The 18,209-nt window shown below is 71.6% G+C and carries 8 protein-coding genes; 3 read left to right on the top strand and 5 right to left on the bottom strand.

Features of this window, described 5'->3' with window-relative positions:
• Nucleotides 1–215: 215 nt before the first annotated feature.
• From ACFY3I_RS05370 to ACFY3I_RS05355, 4 genes are all read right to left on the bottom strand, one after another.
• Nucleotides 216–1,814 (bottom strand): ABC transporter substrate-binding protein, encoded by a 1,599-nt coding sequence (locus ACFY3I_RS05370; protein ID WP_390859395.1) that lies wholly within the window; start codon nt 1,812–1,814, stop codon nt 216–218.
• Nucleotides 1,815–2,261: 447 nt separating this feature from the next.
• Entirely contained in the window at nt 2,262–3,197 is a 936-nt protein-coding gene (locus ACFY3I_RS05365; RefSeq protein ID WP_390859394.1) for an alpha/beta fold hydrolase, read from the bottom strand.
• Between the two features lie 85 nt (nt 3,198–3,282).
• Complete coding sequence (locus ACFY3I_RS05360; RefSeq protein WP_390859393.1) at nt 3,283–3,819, bottom strand: sigma-70 family RNA polymerase sigma factor; 537 nt, start codon at nt 3,817–3,819, stop codon at nt 3,283–3,285.
• Between the two features lie 454 nt (nt 3,820–4,273).
• Entirely contained in the window at nt 4,274–7,282 is a 3,009-nt protein-coding gene (locus ACFY3I_RS05355) for a tetratricopeptide repeat protein (protein WP_390859392.1), read from the bottom strand.
• A 444-nt stretch (nt 7,283–7,726) separates the two neighbouring features.
• Here ACFY3I_RS05355 and ACFY3I_RS05350 point away from each other — a divergent pair, with 444 nt between their 5' ends.
• The gene (locus ACFY3I_RS05350; RefSeq protein ID WP_390859391.1) at nt 7,727–8,380 is read left to right on the top strand and encodes a DUF6461 domain-containing protein; all 654 of its coding nucleotides are present in this window, start codon (nt 7,727–7,729) and stop codon (nt 8,378–8,380) included.
• 137 nt (nt 8,381–8,517) lie between these two features.
• Here the strand turns inward: ACFY3I_RS05350 and ACFY3I_RS05345 are convergent, their stop codons facing one another.
• Nucleotides 8,518–11,274, bottom strand: coding sequence for a SpoIIE family protein phosphatase (locus ACFY3I_RS05345; protein WP_390859390.1), 2,757 nt, complete (start codon nt 11,272–11,274; stop codon nt 8,518–8,520).
• A 412-nt stretch (nt 11,275–11,686) separates the two neighbouring features.
• Here ACFY3I_RS05345 and ACFY3I_RS05340 point away from each other — a divergent pair, with 412 nt between their 5' ends.
• Together ACFY3I_RS05340 and ACFY3I_RS05335 are read left to right on the top strand one after the other, a co-directional pair.
• On the top strand, nt 11,687–17,143 hold the full coding sequence (locus tag ACFY3I_RS05340; protein WP_390859389.1) for a HAMP domain-containing protein: 5,457 nt from the start codon (nt 11,687–11,689) through the stop codon (nt 17,141–17,143).
• Nucleotides 17,144–17,417: 274 nt separating this feature from the next.
• Complete coding sequence (locus ACFY3I_RS05335) at nt 17,418–18,098, top strand: response regulator (RefSeq protein WP_365296378.1); 681 nt, start codon at nt 17,418–17,420, stop codon at nt 18,096–18,098.
• Nucleotides 18,099–18,209 lie beyond the last annotated feature (111 nt).

The raw sequence follows: 18,209 nt of genomic DNA, 5'->3' as shown, positions 1-18,209 counted from the left end.
GGGGGGGGGGGGGGGGGGGGGGGGGGGGGGGGGGGGGGGGGGGGGGGGGGGGCGCGGGGGGGGGGGGGGGGGGGGGGCCGGCGGCCCCCCCCCCCCCCCCCGGGGGCCCCCCCCCCGGGGGGGGCCCCCCGCCACACTCATGTCTTCTGCTCGCCGAATCGCCGGCGGACGGGCGGACGGGCGGACGGGCCGCGGGTGCCGGGGCCGTCCTGCGGCTATTCGCTCAGGCCGCGCCCGAGTTCCCAGAGCTGGAGCACGGACGAGGAGTTGATGGCGTACGAGGTACCCGTGATGTCGTCCCGGGCGGCCACGTACTGCTTCCCCTGCCACAGCGGCAGTACGGGCACGTCGTCGGCGACGGTGTCCTGGATCTGGGTGAGCACTCTCGCGGCGCTCAGGCGGTCGGCCTCCCGCCTCGTCTCGGGGATCAGGGACCGCTGGATGGTCTTGTTCGAGTAGGGCGAGGCCAGGAAGTTGTCCTTGTCGAGGAAGGGCGCGATGAAGTTGTCGGCGTCGGGGAAGTCGGGGAACCAGCCCATGCCGTAGACGCCGTAGTCGCCCTTGCGTTCATTGGTGCTGAAGTTCGCCCACGGGGTGCCCTGGATGGTGATGTCGAAGAGGCCGCTCGCGTCGAGCTGCCTGCGCAGCACCTCGAACTCCTGCTTCGTGGCCGACCCGTAGTGGTCGGTGGTGTAGTGCATCGTGAGTTTCACCGGAGTGGTGACGCCCGCTCTCGCGAGGATGTCCTTCGCCTTGGCGGTGCTCGGGTCGCCGTACTTGTTGAAGAACGAGTTGGAGTGCCCGGTCAGGGTGGCCGGGACCAGCGAGTAGAGGGGCTCGGCCTGGGAGCCGTAGACCTTGGAGACCAGGTCGGCGCGGTCGACGAGCTGGGCCATCGCCTGCCGGACGGCCTTGGTCCCGGCGGTGGGCGCGTCGGTGTCGAAGCCGAGGTAGCGGATTTCCAGTCCCGACATCTCGACGAGGCTGACGTGCTCGTCGGTGCCTTCGTCGAGCTTGTCGATCTGCGCCGGCGACATGGTGCGGATCATGACGTCGATGTCGCCCTTGCCGATGGCGGTGCCCATGGCGTCCGCGTCGTCGAAGACCCGCAGCACGACCTTGTCGTTGTTCGTCTTCAGACTGCCCCGGTATCGGGGGTTCTTGGTGAAGGTGACCGCCGTGACGGTGTCGTCCTTCACGTCGGCCTGGAAGGTGTACGGGCCGGAGCCGTCGACCGCGAAGCCGTCGCGGAGCTTGTTCCCGGCGTAGTCCTTGGGGTTGACGATGCCCGCGACCGGGGTCGTCAGCTTGTACGGGAAGGTGGCGTCGGCCGCCTTGAGGTGGAAGACGATGTCGCGGTCGCCCTGGGTCTCGATGGTGTCGATGGTGTTCAGCAGGGCCGCGACACCGGTGTCCGCGTTGATGCGCAACGACCGCTCGATGGAACTCTTCACGATCGCGGCGGTGATCCTGTCACCGTCCGCGAACTGCAGCCCCTCGCGCAGGGTGCAGACGTAGCGTTCGTCCCCGCGGTCGGTGAAGCCGCAGTGCTCGGCCGCCTCGGGCACCGGCGATCCCTCGCCCTTGGGCTCGATCATCAGCGTCTGAACCGTCTGGCGCAGCAGGTTCCAGGAGTTGGTGTCGTAGGTGTAGGCCGGGTCGAGGGGAGCCGGGGCCTCCTTGGTGGCCGTGAATCTGTCGGTGGTCCCGACGACGATCGCGCCGCCGCCCCCGCCCTCGGTTCCGCCGCACGCGGTGACGACCGGCGCGAGCAGGCCGGCCACTGCTGCCAGCACCAAAGTCTTGCGGTTCATGCACTGTTCTCCAAGGCGCGTTCCGTTCCGGCCGCCCGTATGCCGGGCGGCGCGGCGAAGTGCCGAGCGGCAGCTCTTGTTCTGCGGAAGATTTGCGTGATGTCGCGAGAAGGCTTCAGGACGGTTGGAACGAGCCTTCAATGAGCGGCGCAAGCCAGCGCGAAAGCAGCGGTCGGCAATGAGTGGTTTATCGTTCAACATTCTGGTTGGACTTGATCGCCTGTCCATGCACCCGAAGCGATGACCGATAGGCCGATCGGATGCTACGGAGCCGGTCGGCCGAACCGCCATGGCCGAACACCGCACGCTGCTCGATCGGGTGGTCCGAAGGCCCCAAGAGGCAGATCCACGCGGCTGCCGGCCCGGAATCGCACCGGCTCGGACCCCGAATCGAACCGGCACGGATCACCGGCGGGATCGCGCCCACGGGACAGCCCTCGGGGACCGTCATCGCTCCGAGGTCGCGAAGAAGTCCAGGTAACGGCGGCCGAGTTCCGCGGGGGCCTCCAGCGGGATGTTGTGCCCCGCCCGCTCGATCACCACCGGCGTCACGTCCAGCGCCACCTGGGCCATCTGCTCCGCCGGCTCCGAGGCGAGGTAGGCGCGGCCGCCGACGGCCAGCACCGGGCATTCCAGCGGGACGGCGAACTGCGGCCGGTTCTGGGCCGCGTCGGTCCCGGTGGCCCGGTACAGCTCGAACACCGCGTGGCTGCCGCCCGGTTCCTCCAGGCCCCGGGTGTACTCGTCCTCGTCGGCGTCCGTGTACGCGCTCGGATCCCACATGATCCGCCGCATGAAGTAGGTCCAGAAGGCGCGCTCACGGCCGGCCAACAGCAACTCGGGGTAGTGCGGCAGGCCGAAGAACGAGCGGTGCCAGCCGGTACGGGGATCCTCGGCGTCGAGCGGCCCGAGGTCCGGGACCGGGAGACCGGGCAGTCTCGTCTCCTGGAACACGAGCTGGACGACCCGCTGCCGGTGGAAGGCCGCCACGGCGTAGGCCACCGCCGCGCCCCAGTCCTCGCCCACCACCCGGTACCGGTCGTGCCCCAGCGCCGCCATGAGCGCGACGACGTCGGCGGCCAGGGTCTGCGTGTCGTACCCGGTCACCGGCCGTCCGGAGCCGCCGAACCCCCGCAGGTCCAGCGCGACGACCGTGTGGTGGGGCGTGAGCAGCGGGATGACGTGGCGCCAGAAGAACATGGTCTTCGGCACGCCGTGGATCAGGACGACCGGGTCGCCACTGCCGCCCGTCGCGCAGTGCAGGTCCACCCCGTTGACCCGTGGCCGGGCGTGGGTGAGCGGGACCCCGGCGTGATCCGTCATCCGCAGAGCCCCGGATCCCGCCACCGCCGCCTCCTCGTATCCGCCGATCGTCGGCGTCATGGGCGCCGGCCGGAGACATTCCACACCCGAGCCCGCCCGCTCGCACTGGGGAGCGACCCCGGTCCGAGGACGCGCCCGGCACGGCTCAGGCCGCGGCCGCCCTCGCCGCGACCCGGTTGCGGAGCTGGCGCAGGGCGTAGTGGCGGCGCGATTTGACGGTGCCCGCGGGGACGCCGAGGATCCGGGCGGTCTCCTGCACGGTTCTGTCGTGCAGATAGGTGTGGACGAGGACTTCCCGGTGTTCCGGAGAGAGGTTGCGCAGCAGGGCCGCGGTGTCGACGGAGTCCGCGACCGTGTCGCCGTGGTCGTGCTGGACGACGCCCTGGTGCGCCGTGCCCGGGGACTCGTGGCGGGCGTGGGCGCTGCGGACGCGGTCGATGGCCAGGTTGCGGGCCACGGTGAGCAGCCAGCCGCGTACCGAACCTTCGTTGGCGCACAGCCGGTCGGCGTGGTGCCAGGCGCGTATCAGGGTCTCCTGGACGATGTCCTCCGCCAGGTGGCGGTCGCCCAGGATGCGTTCGGTGTAGGCGAGGAGCGGCTTGGCGTGGTCGGCCGCCAGCACCCGCAGATGGTGCCCGCGGTGCGCGGACACGGGCTCGGCCGAAGCCACTGCGCAGGTCATGTCGATCCCGGTGAGAAGGTTCTGCCCGTCGACGCCGCTCGCACCGGCGGCTCCGGCCGGGTGGCGGCCGGGCAGGGGCGGGATCGCAGAAGGACGGGGCGAGGCGGTGCGCCGGCCGGACCGTGTTCGAGGTCCGGTGCCGACGGGCACGACGCGTTTCGTGCCTGCTTCGGCGAAGTTCCTGTCGGAAGCAGCGTGTCCGGCGATCGTGGCAGAGGCGCGGACCGGAATCCTGACGGGATTCTGACGGCGGGCCCGCCGGGGCGACGGCGGCCCGTCAGCGGCCGGGCCGCGCCCAGCGCGGTGCTTCCGCAGCCGTCGGCGTGGCGCGGTGCTTCCGCAGCAGTCGGCCTCGCGCGGTGTTTCCGCGGCCGTCCGCCACGCGGTCCGGAACCAGGTTCGCGAGCACTCGGCACACGCCCGGGCGATACACGGTCCCCGCCCGCCGCCCGGTTCAGCCCAGTTCCCGCAGCCTGTCGCGGACACCGTCGGCGTCCGGGTGGCCGATGGCCTCCAGGATGCCCAGCGCCTGCCCCAGCGTGCGGGCCGCGCCACCGGTGCGGCCCGCGGCCAGGTGCGTGTCGGCGATGTGGACGAGGGTGTCCGCCTCCAGGTAGGAGTCCCGGACCTTCCGGTACAGCGCCAGCGCGTTCCGGAAGGCGTCGAGCGCCCGGTCGAGGTGACCCAGCCGCTGCGAGGCGACGCCGAGGCTGTCCCACGCCGCGGCCTCGCCGTTGGGGTCGCCGGTCTCCCGGTGGATCGCGAGGGACCGGCCGCACTCCTCGACGGCCCTGTCGTACTCGCCCAGCAGCAGACGGGTCCAGCCCACCTCGTTGTGGACGGCGGCCTCACCGTTCAGGTGTCCGGCCGAGCGGTACAGCTCCAGCGCCGACCGGTAGTGCTCCAGCGCGTCGGCGTGCTGTCCGTGCCGGTTGGCGACGAACGCCCGGTAGCGCAGGACGCGGGCCCGGCCCCGGGTGTCGCCGAGTTCCTCGAACAGCCCCAGCGCGCGCCGCAGGTGTTCGTCCGCGCCCTCCCACTGGCCGAGCCGGCTCAGGGCGAACCCCAGGGCCCGGTGGCCGTGCGCCTGGCCCAGCAGGTCGCCGCCGCGCCGCGCCGCCGCGACGGCGGCGGTCTGGATCGTCCGCTGCTGCTGCCAGCGTCCGTTGCGGTCCAGGTACAGCTCCAGTACGGCGGCCAGCTGCCAGCCTGAGGCGCCGTCCCCGTGGCGCCCGCCCTGCTCCACGGCGGCCAGCAGCACCGAGCGTTCCCGGTCGAACCAGTCGGCCGCGGTCCGCTGGTCGGGGAACCGTTCCGGCAGGGTGTGCGGCGCCGCTCGGCGCAGGTCGATAGTCTCCCGGTGCGGGGCCAGGACGGCCGAGGCGTTGTGGGCACTGTGCAGGTAGTGGCCGAGGACGCGGGTGACCGCCGCGTCGGCGTCCCGGGGGTCGTCGAACTCCTCGACCAGTTCCGTGGCGTAGGCGCGCAGCAGGCTGTGGGAGGAGAACCGCCCGGGTTCGTTCTCGAAGAGCAGATGGGCCCTGACCAGTTCGGTGAGGTGGGGCCGTACCTGGCGTACCCGGACGCCGCTCAGAGCGGCCGCGGCGGCGGCCGAGCAGTCGGGGCCCGGGTGCAGGGCCAGCAGCCGGAACAGCCTGGCCGCCTCGGACGACAGGGCCTGGTAGGACCAGGAGAAGACGCAGCGGGCGTCGGCCAGCGGCGGCTCCCCCGTGAACGCGTCGAGGCTGCCGTGGCTCGCCCGCAGTTCCCCGGCGATGGCGGCCAGCCGGTAGCCGGGGTTGAGCGCCGCGCGGGCACTCACGATGGCCAGTGCCAGTGGCAGCCGCTCGCAGAGGCCGATGATCTCGGCGGCCGCCTCCTCCTCACGGCCGACCCGGTCCGCGCCCAGCCTGCGGACGAGGAGCGCGCGGGCCTCGGTCTCGTCCAGGGGGCCGAGGGTGACCGGATGAGCGCCTTCCACGGCCATGAGCCCCTGGAGCTGGTGCCGGCTGGTGACGACGGCCAGGCAGCCGTCCGGGGCGGGCAGCAGCGGACGTACCTGCTCGGAGTCGAGGGCGTTGTCCAGGACCACGAGGACGCGCCGGCCGGCCAGGAGCGTCCGGTAGGCCGCGGCCTGCGCCGGCAGCTCCGAGGGGATACGGCCCACGGGTACGCCGAAGGCGTCGAGCAGGGCACGCAGGGCCTCGGCCCCGCTCATCGCCGCCCCGCTCAGATGGAAGCCGCGCAGGTCGACGTAGAGCTGTCCGTCCGGGAAGCGGGCGGCGAGCCGGTTGGCCCAGTGCACGGCGAGCGTGGTCTTGCCGACGCCGGCCATGCCGCTGAGGACGACGGTGCGGGCAGCCTCGCCCGGACCGGGCACCAGGGCCTCCAACTGCTCCAGCTCGGCGCCGCGACCGGTGAAGGCGCAGAGCGCGCGGGGGAGTTGGGCGGGGCGCACCGGGTCCGGGACGCCGACGGGGGCCGGGGCGGATTCGGCCGTGCCGGTGGCCGAACCGGCCGTTGTGCCGGTGGCTGTGCTGGTTGGTGTGCCGGTCGTTGCGTCGGTGGCCGTGCTGGTTGGTGTGCCGGTCGTCGTGTCGGTGAGCGTGGTGCTTGGGGTGCCGGTCGTTGTGCCGGTGGCCGAACCGGTCGTTGTGCCGGTCGTCGTGTCGGTGGCCGTGTGGGTCGGGGGCGTCCGCGGCTGCCGCGTGTGGCCGAGTGCGCCGCGCTGTGCCGCGCGCAGTTCGGGGCCGGGTTCGATGCCGAGCTCCTCGGCCATGCGCGCCCGGACGACCCGGTACGTCTCCAGCGCCTCGGCCTGCCGGCCCGCCGCGGACAGGACCTCGACGAGGCGAGCCTGCAGTGCCTCGTCGAAGGGGTGGTGGGAGGCGGCCCGCCGCAGGGTGCACAGCACCCGCTCGGTCAGCGCGCCGCCCGCCGCGGGCACGTACGCGGCCGCCTCCTTCACCGCGGCGACATGCTCGTCGTCGACGGCGGTGAAGACCGGCAGGGCCCGCACCTCGACCGGGATGCCGGAGGCGGCGGGGCCATGCCACAGGTCCAGCGCCTGGACCAGCAACTCGACGGCCTTCACCCGGTCGTCCCGCCGGGCCGAGCGGTGCGCGTCCTCGCGGAGCGACCGGAACCGCAGCAGGTCCAGTTCGCCGTCGGCGACGGGCAGGCCGTAGCCGCCGGAGGTGCGGACCAGGCGGCTCGAAGCGGTTCCGGTGTGCAGGTCGGGTTCGAGCAGCCGGCGCAGCGCGGCGACGTGGCGGTGGATCACGTTCACCGCCGTCGCCGGCGGATCCTCGTGCCACAGGGCGTCCACGATCGCGGGCAGGGGGACCGGCTGGCCGGCGTGCGCCAGCAGGAGGGCCAGCAGGGCGCGTTGTTTGGGAGCACCCAGCTTCACGTCGGCGGTGTCCCGCCACACCCGCACGGGTCCGAGGATCTGAAAACGCATGACCAGCCGATTCTGTTTGCCGTCGGCCGCGCGGCACCGGGGTCCACCGGCGCCACGAGGGTGTCGTGCTCACGCCGCTTTCAGGACCTCCCGGCGGGCGGATTCCGAGAACGTCGAGACGGAATGATGCGTCAGCCGGCGATCCCTCCGGACCGCGAACCGGGCTCCTCTGCCCGGAAGGCCAGAACGACGTCCCCATCGACCGTCGAGCCGTCTCCGAGCCGCCGCCTGCCCCGTCGTGCCACGCCGGTGCGCCATCGGGCGGCCTCCGCCGTCGTACGTTGACGGTGACCGAGCGCCCGGCCGATGATCACGACGAGGTGCCGCGGGGCCTCGCCGTGCCCTCGTCCGGCGCGTGGCCCGCCCGGTACGGGGACGACCTCCGCTCCGGCGGGCGGCGGCCGCAGGCACCCCGACCCGACAGCACCGTGAGGGAGGCCACCGATGCCCACGCCCGGATTCCCGCCGCACACACTCGACGCCGAAGGGCTGCCGGTCTGGATCCGCGATCTGGCCTCCTCGATCGGGAACCACAGCCTGCACGTGGTACGCGGCCTGGAACCCGGCCGGGCCCTGGAGACGCTCGGTGTCCTGGCGGGGTCGGTCCGCCCCGGCGAACTGCCCGCCGGCAGACCGGACGAACTCACGTCACTGCCCGCCGCGGCCCTCGGCGCCGACGCGGGCGAAGGCGCCACCCTGCTGGCGGGACGCGTCGGAGAATGGACCTTCGTCTACGACGACTCCGGATACACCTTCGACGGTACGGCGGAGGCGCTGTCCGGCGGCGGGCGGACGGCCGTGACCACCGTGCACACCATCAACGGGCACGCCGATCTCACGTACGCCGTGGACGGCGAGGAGGTCGAGACGATCGTCCCCGAGGACTTCGATCCGGCGGAGGACCTCCCGCACCTGCCCGCCGACTTGCGCACGGCGTTCGAGGCCGCCGGGGTGGCCGAGTGGGACGATCTCGAGCCCGGCCGTCCGGACACGCTGGTCGGAATGCGCGCCGCCTGCGCGCTGGCCGGCCTGGCCCTGACCCTGGACGACGTCCGCCGCCTCCCGCTGCTACTGGCACGGCGCGCCGAGGGGGACTGACACCCCCCGCCGGACGCGGGCGTCGCCACCCGGCCACCCGGCACCCGTACCGATGCCCGGGCCCTGGGCGGGCCACCACGCGCGCGTACGCACCGCCCCGGACGGTCGCCCCGACCCCGCTCCCGCGCCCCGCGCTCTCAGTCGTTCTGCAGGCCGGGCACTCGCATCGCGAGGATCGCCATGTCGTCCGACGGGGCGTCGGACGCGAAGCGTTCCACCGCGCGCATGATGCGGGCGGCGACCGCGCCCGCCGTCAGGCCCGTGCAGGTCGTGAGGACGTCCGCGAGTCCGTCGTCGCCGAGCATGCGCGTGCCCTCCCGGCGTTCGGTCACGCCGTCGGTGACGCACAGGAGGACGTCACCCGGATCGAGGGTGATCGTCTGCTCGTACAGCTCCAGGTCCTCGATGACGCCGAGGAGCGGCTGCGGTTCCGCGGCCGCCTCCACCGTGCCGTCCTGGCGCAGCCGCAACGGCAGCGGATGGCCGGCGCACACCACCTTCATCTCCGCGCTGCCGTCGGCCAGCGGGCGCATCTCGCCGTACAGGAGGGTCAGGAAGCGGCTGCGGGAACCCTCGTCCAGGATGGCCGAGTTGAGCCGCTCCAGCACCGCGGGCCCGCTGAGGCCCTCGCGGGCCAGCAGGCGCAGCGCGTGCCGTGCCAGACCCGTCACCGCGGCCGCGTTGGGGCCGGTGCCGCACACGTCCCCGATGGCGAAGCCGTACGTGCCGTCGGAGATGGGGAAGACGTCGTAGAAGTCACCGCCGACCTCGTTGCCCTCGCCGGCCGCGCGGTAGATGACCTCGACCTCGACGCCCTCGATGTGCGGGGTGTCCGGGGGCAGCAGGCTGCGCTGGAGGGCCTGGCTGATGGCCGTGCGCTCCGAGTACAGGCGGGCGTTGTCCAGGGCCAGCGCGGCCCGGCGGGACAGGTCCTCGGCCAGCTCCAGGATCTCCTGGCGGAAGTGCTCGTCGGTCGGCTTGCCCAGGGTGAGCATGCCGATGACCCGGTTGCGGGCCACCAGGGGGAGCACGACGGTCTCGCCGCCCACGGCCGAGGCGGTGGCGAGCGTCGGACCGATGGCGGAGGAGACCTGGCGGGCGGGACCGCCGGTCAGACCCAGACTGCGCATGGAGCTGCGCAGGGCGGCCTGGTGGGCGTGCTCGCCGGGGGCCGGCCAGACGCGGGCGCCCGGAGTGGGCACCGGGTCCGGCGGCGGCACCTTGGAGAGCAACGACTTGATGCCGTCGATGAGTTCCTCGTCCTCGTGCAGGACGTACGACAGGAACGGTTCGGAGGCCTGGTCGGCGATCGTGTAGACGGCGCACCAGGTGGCGAGGGTCGGGACCGTCATCTGCGCCATCAGGGCGAGGGTCTGGTCGCGGTCCAGGGTGCCGGCGAGCAGGTCCGAGGCCTCCACCAGGAAGCTGAGCGAGCCGCGGCGCAGCCGCTCCAGCTCGCCGAGGCGGGCCGATTCGACGGCCAGGGCGATGCGGTCGGCGGCGAACTGGAGGCGCAGCGCCTCCTCGTTGGAGTATCTGCCCGGTGCCTCGGCGGCGACGCCCAGGGAGCCCGTCAGGCGGCCCTCCACCTTCAGCGGGACCGTGACCACCGAGCGCATGCCGGTGCCGCCCAGGAGGGGGACCGCGCCCGGAACGGCCGTCAGGTCGTCGTGGACGGCCGGCATCCGGGCCGAGCCGTAACGGCCGGGGCCGGCTTCGACGGGCACGCGCGCGAAGCGCTGCCTCGCGGACGGCAGTCCGGTGGAGGCGCGGACCTCCAACTCGGTCTCGTCGTCGGTCGCCAGGAGCAGGAAGGCGGAGTCTCCGTCGAGCATGTCGCGGGCGCGTTCGACCGTGCGCTGCAGGAGGCCGTCGAGGTCGTCGGGGGCCGGCGAGCCGATGAACACCTCGAAGGGGTCGGTGCTCTGGCCGTCGGAGGCGCCGCCGGCGTCGGAGGCGGGCAGGCGCAGCGGGGTCTGCAGCACGGCGCGTTCGTGGTCGCGCACCAGCAGGCAGACGGTGGAGGGCTCGCCGCCGGTGTCGCGGACGCGGAGGTGCGAGGCGTAGACGGAGGTGACGCGGCCGTCGGCGCCGCGGATGCCGTAGCTGCCCTCCCACCGGGAGAGCTGCAGGGCCTCGGCGACGCCGGTGCCGGTGCCGGGGGTGTGCGGCCAGGCGGCGAGGTCGGTCAGCGGCTTGCCGGTGACCTCGGCGGAGCTGTGGCCGAAGATCTCCTCGGCGTCCTCGTTCCAGGCCGTGATCGAACCCTTGCGGTCGATCTGGACGACCGCGACCCGGACCCGGCCGTCGGCCAGGGGCAGCAGGTCGGCGGGGAGCGAGGGACCGGCCGCGCGGGTGCCCACCGGGCGCTCGGGGAGGTCGAGCTGGAACCAGACATTCTTGAACGTGGGCGTGTACTCGACACCCCAGCGGGCGGCGAGGGCCGCGCAGAGCTGGAGGCCGCGGCCGCCCTCGCGGTCGGGGCTGCCCATGTTGACGGCGGAACCCTGGAGCGGGACCTCGCGTTCCGGATAGCGGTCGGCGACCTCGATGCGCACCCCGTCGTCCGTGCGCAGGCACAGGACGTCGGCGTGGGTGCCCGCGTGCACCACCGCGTTGGTCACCAGTTCGCTGGTGAGGACCACGGCGTCGTCGACGACGTCCGCGAACCCCCACCCCTGGAGCGTGTCGCGGACGAAGGCGCGGGCGGTGGCGACCGACCGCCCGACGGGCTCGAAGCTGGCGGCCGCGCGCGCGGTGATCACAGAACTCCTCGGCCGGTTGTCGGCATGCGGGCTTCCCTGGCCGGACGGCTCGTGCCGCTGCTGAGGCATCAGCTCGCCCGTGGGCCGTGGCTCCGGGTTGTGTCCCCCGGGGATCACTCCGGTGGTCATGGTCTGCGGCCGCCCCTCCGAATGCCCGCTCGTTCTCGTGCCACCGCCCAGGCCGAACGAAACCGGCGCGGCTGGACAGCCGCATGCAAGGTTACTTACCTTCGCCGTCCGAGCGGATGCCGGTCGCCAGTGTTCACGCCCCAGGGTGTGCGGACGATGTGCGAAGCTGCCGAACTGTTATGGCCTGGTTCGGCCGGGGTGAAACACTGGGCAAGCTTCCGATGAAGGTCCGGGCAGGCCGAGTGGGTTGCGCTCCGGGTGGGAAGCAGCCCTTGGTGTGGCCGGATCCGGTCCGGCCCGCCTGCACGGTGGTAACGGGTACGCCGAAGGAAGCGGTAGGCCGGACAAGGCGGCATCCGAGCACAGTGGTACGGGCACAGTGGTGACGGTCGACCCCTGCGGGAGGGACACAGTGGAGTCTGGCGCAGCGACGCGGGGCACTAAGGCGCGCGCGAAAGGCGGACAGTCCCTGAGCGGGCGGCGGGGCGGCGGGACCACGGAGGTGGACTCGGCCGCCCTGGACCGGCTGCTGGTGGCTCTGGTGGCGATGCGGGACGGGAACTTCCGCAAGCGGCTCACGGTGTCCGGCGACGGCGTGATGTCGGAGATCGCGGCGGTCTTCAACGAGGTCGCGGACCGCAATCTCCACCTCACGGGTGAGCTGTCGCGGGTGCGCCGGGTGGTCGGACGTGAGGGAAAACTCACGGAACGGCTGGAGACGGGCGCCTGCGAAGGCTCCTGGGCGACGGCGGTGGACAACTCCAACGCGCTGGTCGAGGACCTCGTGCGGCCGGTCTCCGAGGTGGGCCGGGTCCTGACGGCGGTGGCCGAGGGCGACCTGTCGCCGCGGATGGACCTGCGGTCCCCGTCGGTGGACGGGGCCGGGCACCCGCTGCGCGGCGAGTTCCTGAAGGTCGGCCGCACCGTCAACAACCTGGTCGACCAGTTGTCGACGTTCACCGACGAGGTCACCCGCGTGGCCAGCGAGGTGGGCACCGAGGGCAAGCTGGGCGGACAGGCCCGGGTGCGCGGTATGTCCGGTTCGTGGCGAGATCTCACGGACTCGGTCAACACGATGGCGAACCGGCTGACCGCCCAGGTGCGGGACATCGCGCTGGTGACGACCGCGGTCGCCAAGGGCGACCTGTCGCGCAAGGTCACCGTCCAGGTCGCAGGCGAGATGCTGGAGCTGAAGGAGACCGTCAACACGATGGTCGACCAGCTGTCCGCCTTCTCCTCCGAGGTGACCCGGGTCGCCCGTGAGGTGGGCACGGACGGCATCCTGGGCGGCCAGGCGCACGTGCCGGGGGTCGCCGGCACCTGGAAGGAGCTCACGGACTCCGTCAACACCATGGCCGGCAACCTGACGGCCCAGGTGCGCGGGATCTCCGAGGTGACCACCGCGGTCGCCAGCGGTGACCTGTCACGGAAGGTGACCGTCCCGGCCCGCGGCGAGGTCGCGCAGCTCGCCGAGACGATCAACCAGATGACCGAGACGCTGCGGATCTTCGCGGACGAGGTCACGCGCGTGGCCAACGAGGTCGGTGCCGAGGGCCAGCTCGGCGGGCAGGCGAACGTGCCGGGCGCGGCGGGCACCTGGAAGGACCTGACCGACTCGGTCAACACGGTCTTCCGGAACCTGACCACCCAGGTGCGGGACATCGCGGCGGTGACGACGGCGGTGGCCAACGGCGACCTCTCGCAGAAGGTCACCGTGGACGTGGCCGGCGAGATGCTGGAGCTGAAGAACACCGTCAACACGATGGTCGACCAGTTGTCCTCGTTCGGCGCCGAGGTCACCCGGGTGGCCCGGGAGATCGGTGTCGAGGGTGAACTGGGCGGCCAGGCGCAGGTGGCCGGGGCCGCGGGCACCTGGAAGGACCTGACCGACTCCGTCAACACCGCGTTCCGCAACCTCACCGGTCAGGTGCGCAACATCGCCCAGGTGACGACGGCGGTGGCCAACGGCGACCTCTCGCAGAAGGTCACGGTCGACGTCTCCGGCGAGATGCTCCAGCTGAAGAACACCGTGAACACGATGGTGGACCAGCTCTCCAGCTTCGCCGACCAGGTGACGCGGATGGCCAGGGACGTGGGCACGGAGGGCCGCCTCGGCGGTCAGGCCCGCGTGGACGGCGTCTCGGGCACCTGGAAGGAGCTGACGGACTCCGTCAACTTCATGGCGGGCAACCTCACCTCGCAGGTGCGTCAGATCGCCCAGGTGACGACCGCGGTGGCGCGGGGCGACCTGTCCCAGAAGATCGACGTGGACGCGCGTGGCGAGATCCTCGAACTGAAGAGCACCATCAACACGATGGTCGACCAGCTCTCCGCCTTCGCCGACCAGGTCACCAAGGTGGCCCGCGAGGTGGGTACCGAGGGCCGGCTCGGCGGCCAGGCGCAGGTGCCCGGTGTGGCCGGCGTGTGGCGGGACCTGACGGACTCGGTGAACGGCATGGCCGGCAACCTCACCGCCCAGGTCCGCAACATCGCCCAGGTGGCGACGGCGGTGGCGCGCGGTGACCTCTCCCAGAAGATCACCGTGGACGCGCGCGGTGAGATCCAGGAGCTCAAGAACACCCTGAACACGATGGTCGACCAGCTGTCGTCGTTCGCCCAGGAGGTCACGCGCGTGGCGCGCGAGGTGGGCACCGAGGGCATCCTGGGCGGCCAGGCCGAGGTCCAGGGGGTGGCGGGCACCTGGAAGGACCTCACCCAGTCCGTGAACTTCATGGCCAACAACCTGACCATCCAGGTGCGCAACATCGCCGAGGTCACCACGGCGGTCGCCAAGGGCGACCTGTCGAAGAAGATCACCGTCGACGCGAAGGGCGAGATCCTCGAACTCGTCACGACCGTCAACACGATGGTCGACCAGCTGTCCAGCTTCGCCGAGCAGGTGACCCGGGTGGCCCGTGAGGTGGGCACCGAGGGCATCCTGGGCGGCCAGGCGCACGTTCCGGGTGTCACGGGCATCTGGAAGGACCTCAGCAACAACGTGAACCTGATGGCCAACAACCTGACCATGCAGGTGCGGAACATCTCCCAGGTGTCCGCGGCGGTCGCCAACGGCGACCTCACCCGGCAGGTCACCATCGAGGCGAGCGGCGAGGTGGCCCAGCTCGCCGACACCATCAACACGATGGTCAAGACGCTGAGTTCGTTCGCCGACCAGGTCACCAAGGTGGCCCGGGAGGTGGGCACGGACGGCATCCTCGGCGGCCAGGCGCACGTACCGGGTGTGGCGGGTACGTGGAAGGACCTCACCGAGTCGGTGAACGGCATGGCGTCCAACCTGACCGGCCAGGTCCGCAACATCGCGATGGTCACCACGGCCATCGCCAAGGGCGACCTGACCAAGAAGATCGACATCGACGCGCGCGGCGAGATCCTCGAACTCAAGACGACGATCAACACGATGGTCGACCAGCTGTCCAGCTTCGCCGAGGAGGTCACCCGCGTCGCCCGCGAGGTGGGCACCGAAGGGGCGCTGGGCGGTCAGGCACGCGTGCGTGACGTCGACGGCACCTGGCGCGACCTCACCGAGTCGGTGAACGAGATGGCCGGGAACCTGACCCGGCAGGTGCGTGCCATCGCGCGCGTGGCGACCGCGGTGACCCGCGGCGACCTGAACCTGAAGATCGACGTGGACGCGTCCGGCGAGATCCAGGAACTCCAGGACTACATCAACAAGATGATCGCCAACCTGCGCGACACCACGGTCGCCAACCAGGAGCAGGACTGGCTCAAGGGCAACCTGGCGCGGATCTCGGCGCTGATGCAGGGCCGCCGCGACCTGGCGGACGTGGCCTCGCTGATCATGAGCGAGCTGACGCCGGTGGTCACCGCGCAGCACGGCGCGTTCTTCATGGCGATGCCCCTGGTCGACGGCAAGGACCTGGGCGCCGAGACCGAGGACGCCTACGAGCTGCGCATGCAGGGGTCGTACGGCTACTCGATGGGCTCCATGCCGACGTCGTTCCGGCCCGGCGAGGCGCTGATCGGCACGGCCGCCCAGGAGAAGCGCACGATCCTGGTGGAGAAGGCGCCCACCGGCTACCTGAAGATCTCCTCCGGGCTGGGCGAGGCCCCGCCGGCGCAGGTGATCGTGCTGCCGGTGCTCTTCGAGGGCAACGTCCTCGGCGTGATCGAGCTGGCGTCCTTCACGCCGTTCACCCAGATCCAGAAGGACTTCCTCAACCAGATCGCCGAGATGATCGCGACCAGCGTCAACACCATCTCCGTGAACACCAAGACCGAGGTGCTGCTGAAGCAGTCGCAGGAGCTGACCGAGCAGCTGCGGGAGCGGTCCGCGGAGCTGGAGAACCGGCAGAAGGCCCTCCAGGCGTCCAACGCCGAACTGGAGGAGAAGGCCGAGCTGCTGGCCCAGCAGAACCGTGACATCGAGGTGAAGAACACCGAGATCGAGGAGGCCAGGCAGGTCCTGGAGGAGCGCGCCGAACAACTGGCCGTCTCCATGCGGTACAAGAGCGAGTTCCTCGCCAACATGTCGCACGAGCTGCGCACCCCGCTCAACTCGCTGCTGATCCTGGCCAAGCTGCTCGCCGACAACGCCGAGGGCAACCTCTCCCCGAAGCAGGTGGAGTTCGCCGAGACCATCCACGGCGCCGGCTCCGACCTGCTCCAGCTCATCAACGACATCCTCGACCTGTCGAAGGTCGAGGCGGGCAAGATGGACGTCTCCCCGACGCGTATCGCGCTCGTACAGCTGGTGGACTACGTGGAGGCCACCTTCCGGCCGCTGACCGCCGAGAAGGGCCTGGACCTGTCGGTACGGGTCTCGCCGGAGCTCCCCGCCACCCTGCACACCGACGAACAGCGCCTCCTGCAGGTGCTGCGCAACCTGCTCTCCAACGCGGTGAAGTTCACCGACTCCGGTTCGGTGGAGCTGGTGATCCGGCCGGCGAGCGGGGACGTCCCGGCGGGCATCAGGGAGCAGCTCCTGGAGGCCGGTTCGCTCAGCGATCCGGACGCGCCGCTGATCGCGTTCTCCGTGACCGACACCGGGATCGGCATCGCGGCCAGCAAGATGCGGGTGATCTTCGAGGCGTTCAAGCAGGCCGACGGCACGACCAGCCGCAAGTACGGCGGCACGGGCCTCGGGCTGTCGATCTCGCGGGAGATCGCGCAGCTGCTCGGCGGCGAGATCCACGCGCAGAGCGAACCGGGCCGCGGCTCGACGTTCACCCTGTACCTGCCGCTCCACCCGAGCGAACTCCCGCCGCAGGGCTACCAGCAGTCCGTGCCCGCGCTGGAGGCCGGGGACCTGGTCGCCTCCCGGGACCAGGGCTCGGAGCTGTCCGGCGCGGAGATCGAGACGCCGGCCGAGGTGAAGTCGTACCAGGAGACCCAGAACGGTGCCGCGGCGCTCTTCCGGCGCCGCCGCCGGGCCACGCCGCAGATCACCGAGTCCTGGCCCGTCCTGGCCGAGCAGGAGGCCACGGCTGCGGCGCCCCGCCGGGGCGTGCGGTTCGGCGGGGAGAAGGTGCTGATCGTCGACGACGACATCCGCAACGTCTTCGCGCTCACCAGCGTCCTGGAGCAGCACGGCCTGTCGGTGCTGTACGCCGAGAACGGCCGCGAGGGCATCGAGGTCCTGGAGCAGCACGACGACGTCGCGGTCGTCCTGATGGACATCATGATGCCGGAGATGGACGGCTACGCGACGACCACGGCGATCCGTCGGATGCCGCAGTTCGCCGGGCTGCCGATCATCGCGCTGACCGCCAAGGCGATGAAGGGCGACCGCGAGAAGGCGCTCGAGTCCGGTGCCTCCGACTACGTCACCAAGCCGGTCGACCCGGACCACCTGCTGGCGGTGATGGACAAGTGGATGCGCGAGGAGTGACCGCGACGAGCGCACGCGATGTGAACGTTTCGGGAACCTTCCGTGTGCACCGGGAGTTGCCGACCAGGGCTTGTCGAACCCGTGTAGAAGTGCTGGATCGGGGGAACCTTCTGGACTCCGGCCGCGTTTCCGCTACGTGCACAGTGACATCGCGGTGACAGGGTGTGGCGACAGGCGGGGTGCGGCTACCATGACCGGCACAAGGACGGGCGGCGAAAGAGAGTCGTCCCCTGGGGCGGCGCCCGGTGCACATCCGGGGCGAGGAGGGCGGGCCATGGTGCAGAAGGCCAAGATCCTCCTGGTCGATGACCGGCCGGAGAATCTGCTGGCGCTGGAGGCCATCCTCTCTGCGCTCGATCAGACACTGGTGCGGGCATCGTCCGGGGAGGAAGCGCTCAAGGCACTGCTCACGGACGACTTCGCAGTCATTCTGCTGGACGTCCAGATGCCGGGCATGGACGGTTTCGAGACCGCGGCGCACATCAAGCGGCGGGAGCGGACCCGGGACATCCCGATCATCTTCCTCACCGCCATCAACCACGGCCCGCACCACACCTTCCGGGGGTACGCGGCCGGCGCGGTGGACTACATCTCCAAGCCCTTCGACCCGTGGGTGCTGCGCGCCAAGGTCTCGGTCTTCGTCGAGCTGTACATGAAGAACTGCCAGCTCCGTGAGCAGGCGGCGCTGCTCCGGCTTCAGTTGGAGGGCGGCGGCAAGGGCGCGGTCGCCGGCAAGGAGTCCGCGGGACTGCTCGCCGAGCTGTCGGCGCGACTCGCGGCCGTCGAGGAGCAGGCCGAGGCGCTGTCCAAGCAGCTCGACGACGAGTCCGCGGACGCGGCGGCGGTGGCCACGGCGGCCCACCTGGAGCGCAAACTCACCGGCCTGCGCCGGGCGCTGGACGCCCTCGAACCGGGCACCGGCGGCGGTAATCCACCGCTCCCCTCGCCGAACTGACCGCGGCCGCGGACAGCGTTGTCCATGAGAGTGCGTCAGTTCCGCGTCCCCGCGGGGGCGACACGAACGGGTGAAGCAGTGGGCACACGTGTCCGCTGTCGCATCCCCCGG

This window comes from Streptomyces sp. NPDC001068, assembly GCF_042897315.1.
Taxonomy (GTDB): Bacteria; Actinomycetota; Actinomycetes; order Streptomycetales; family Streptomycetaceae; genus Streptomyces.
Note: the sequence above shows the minus strand (reverse complement) of the source record. Positions and strands in the feature narration are given on the sequence as shown.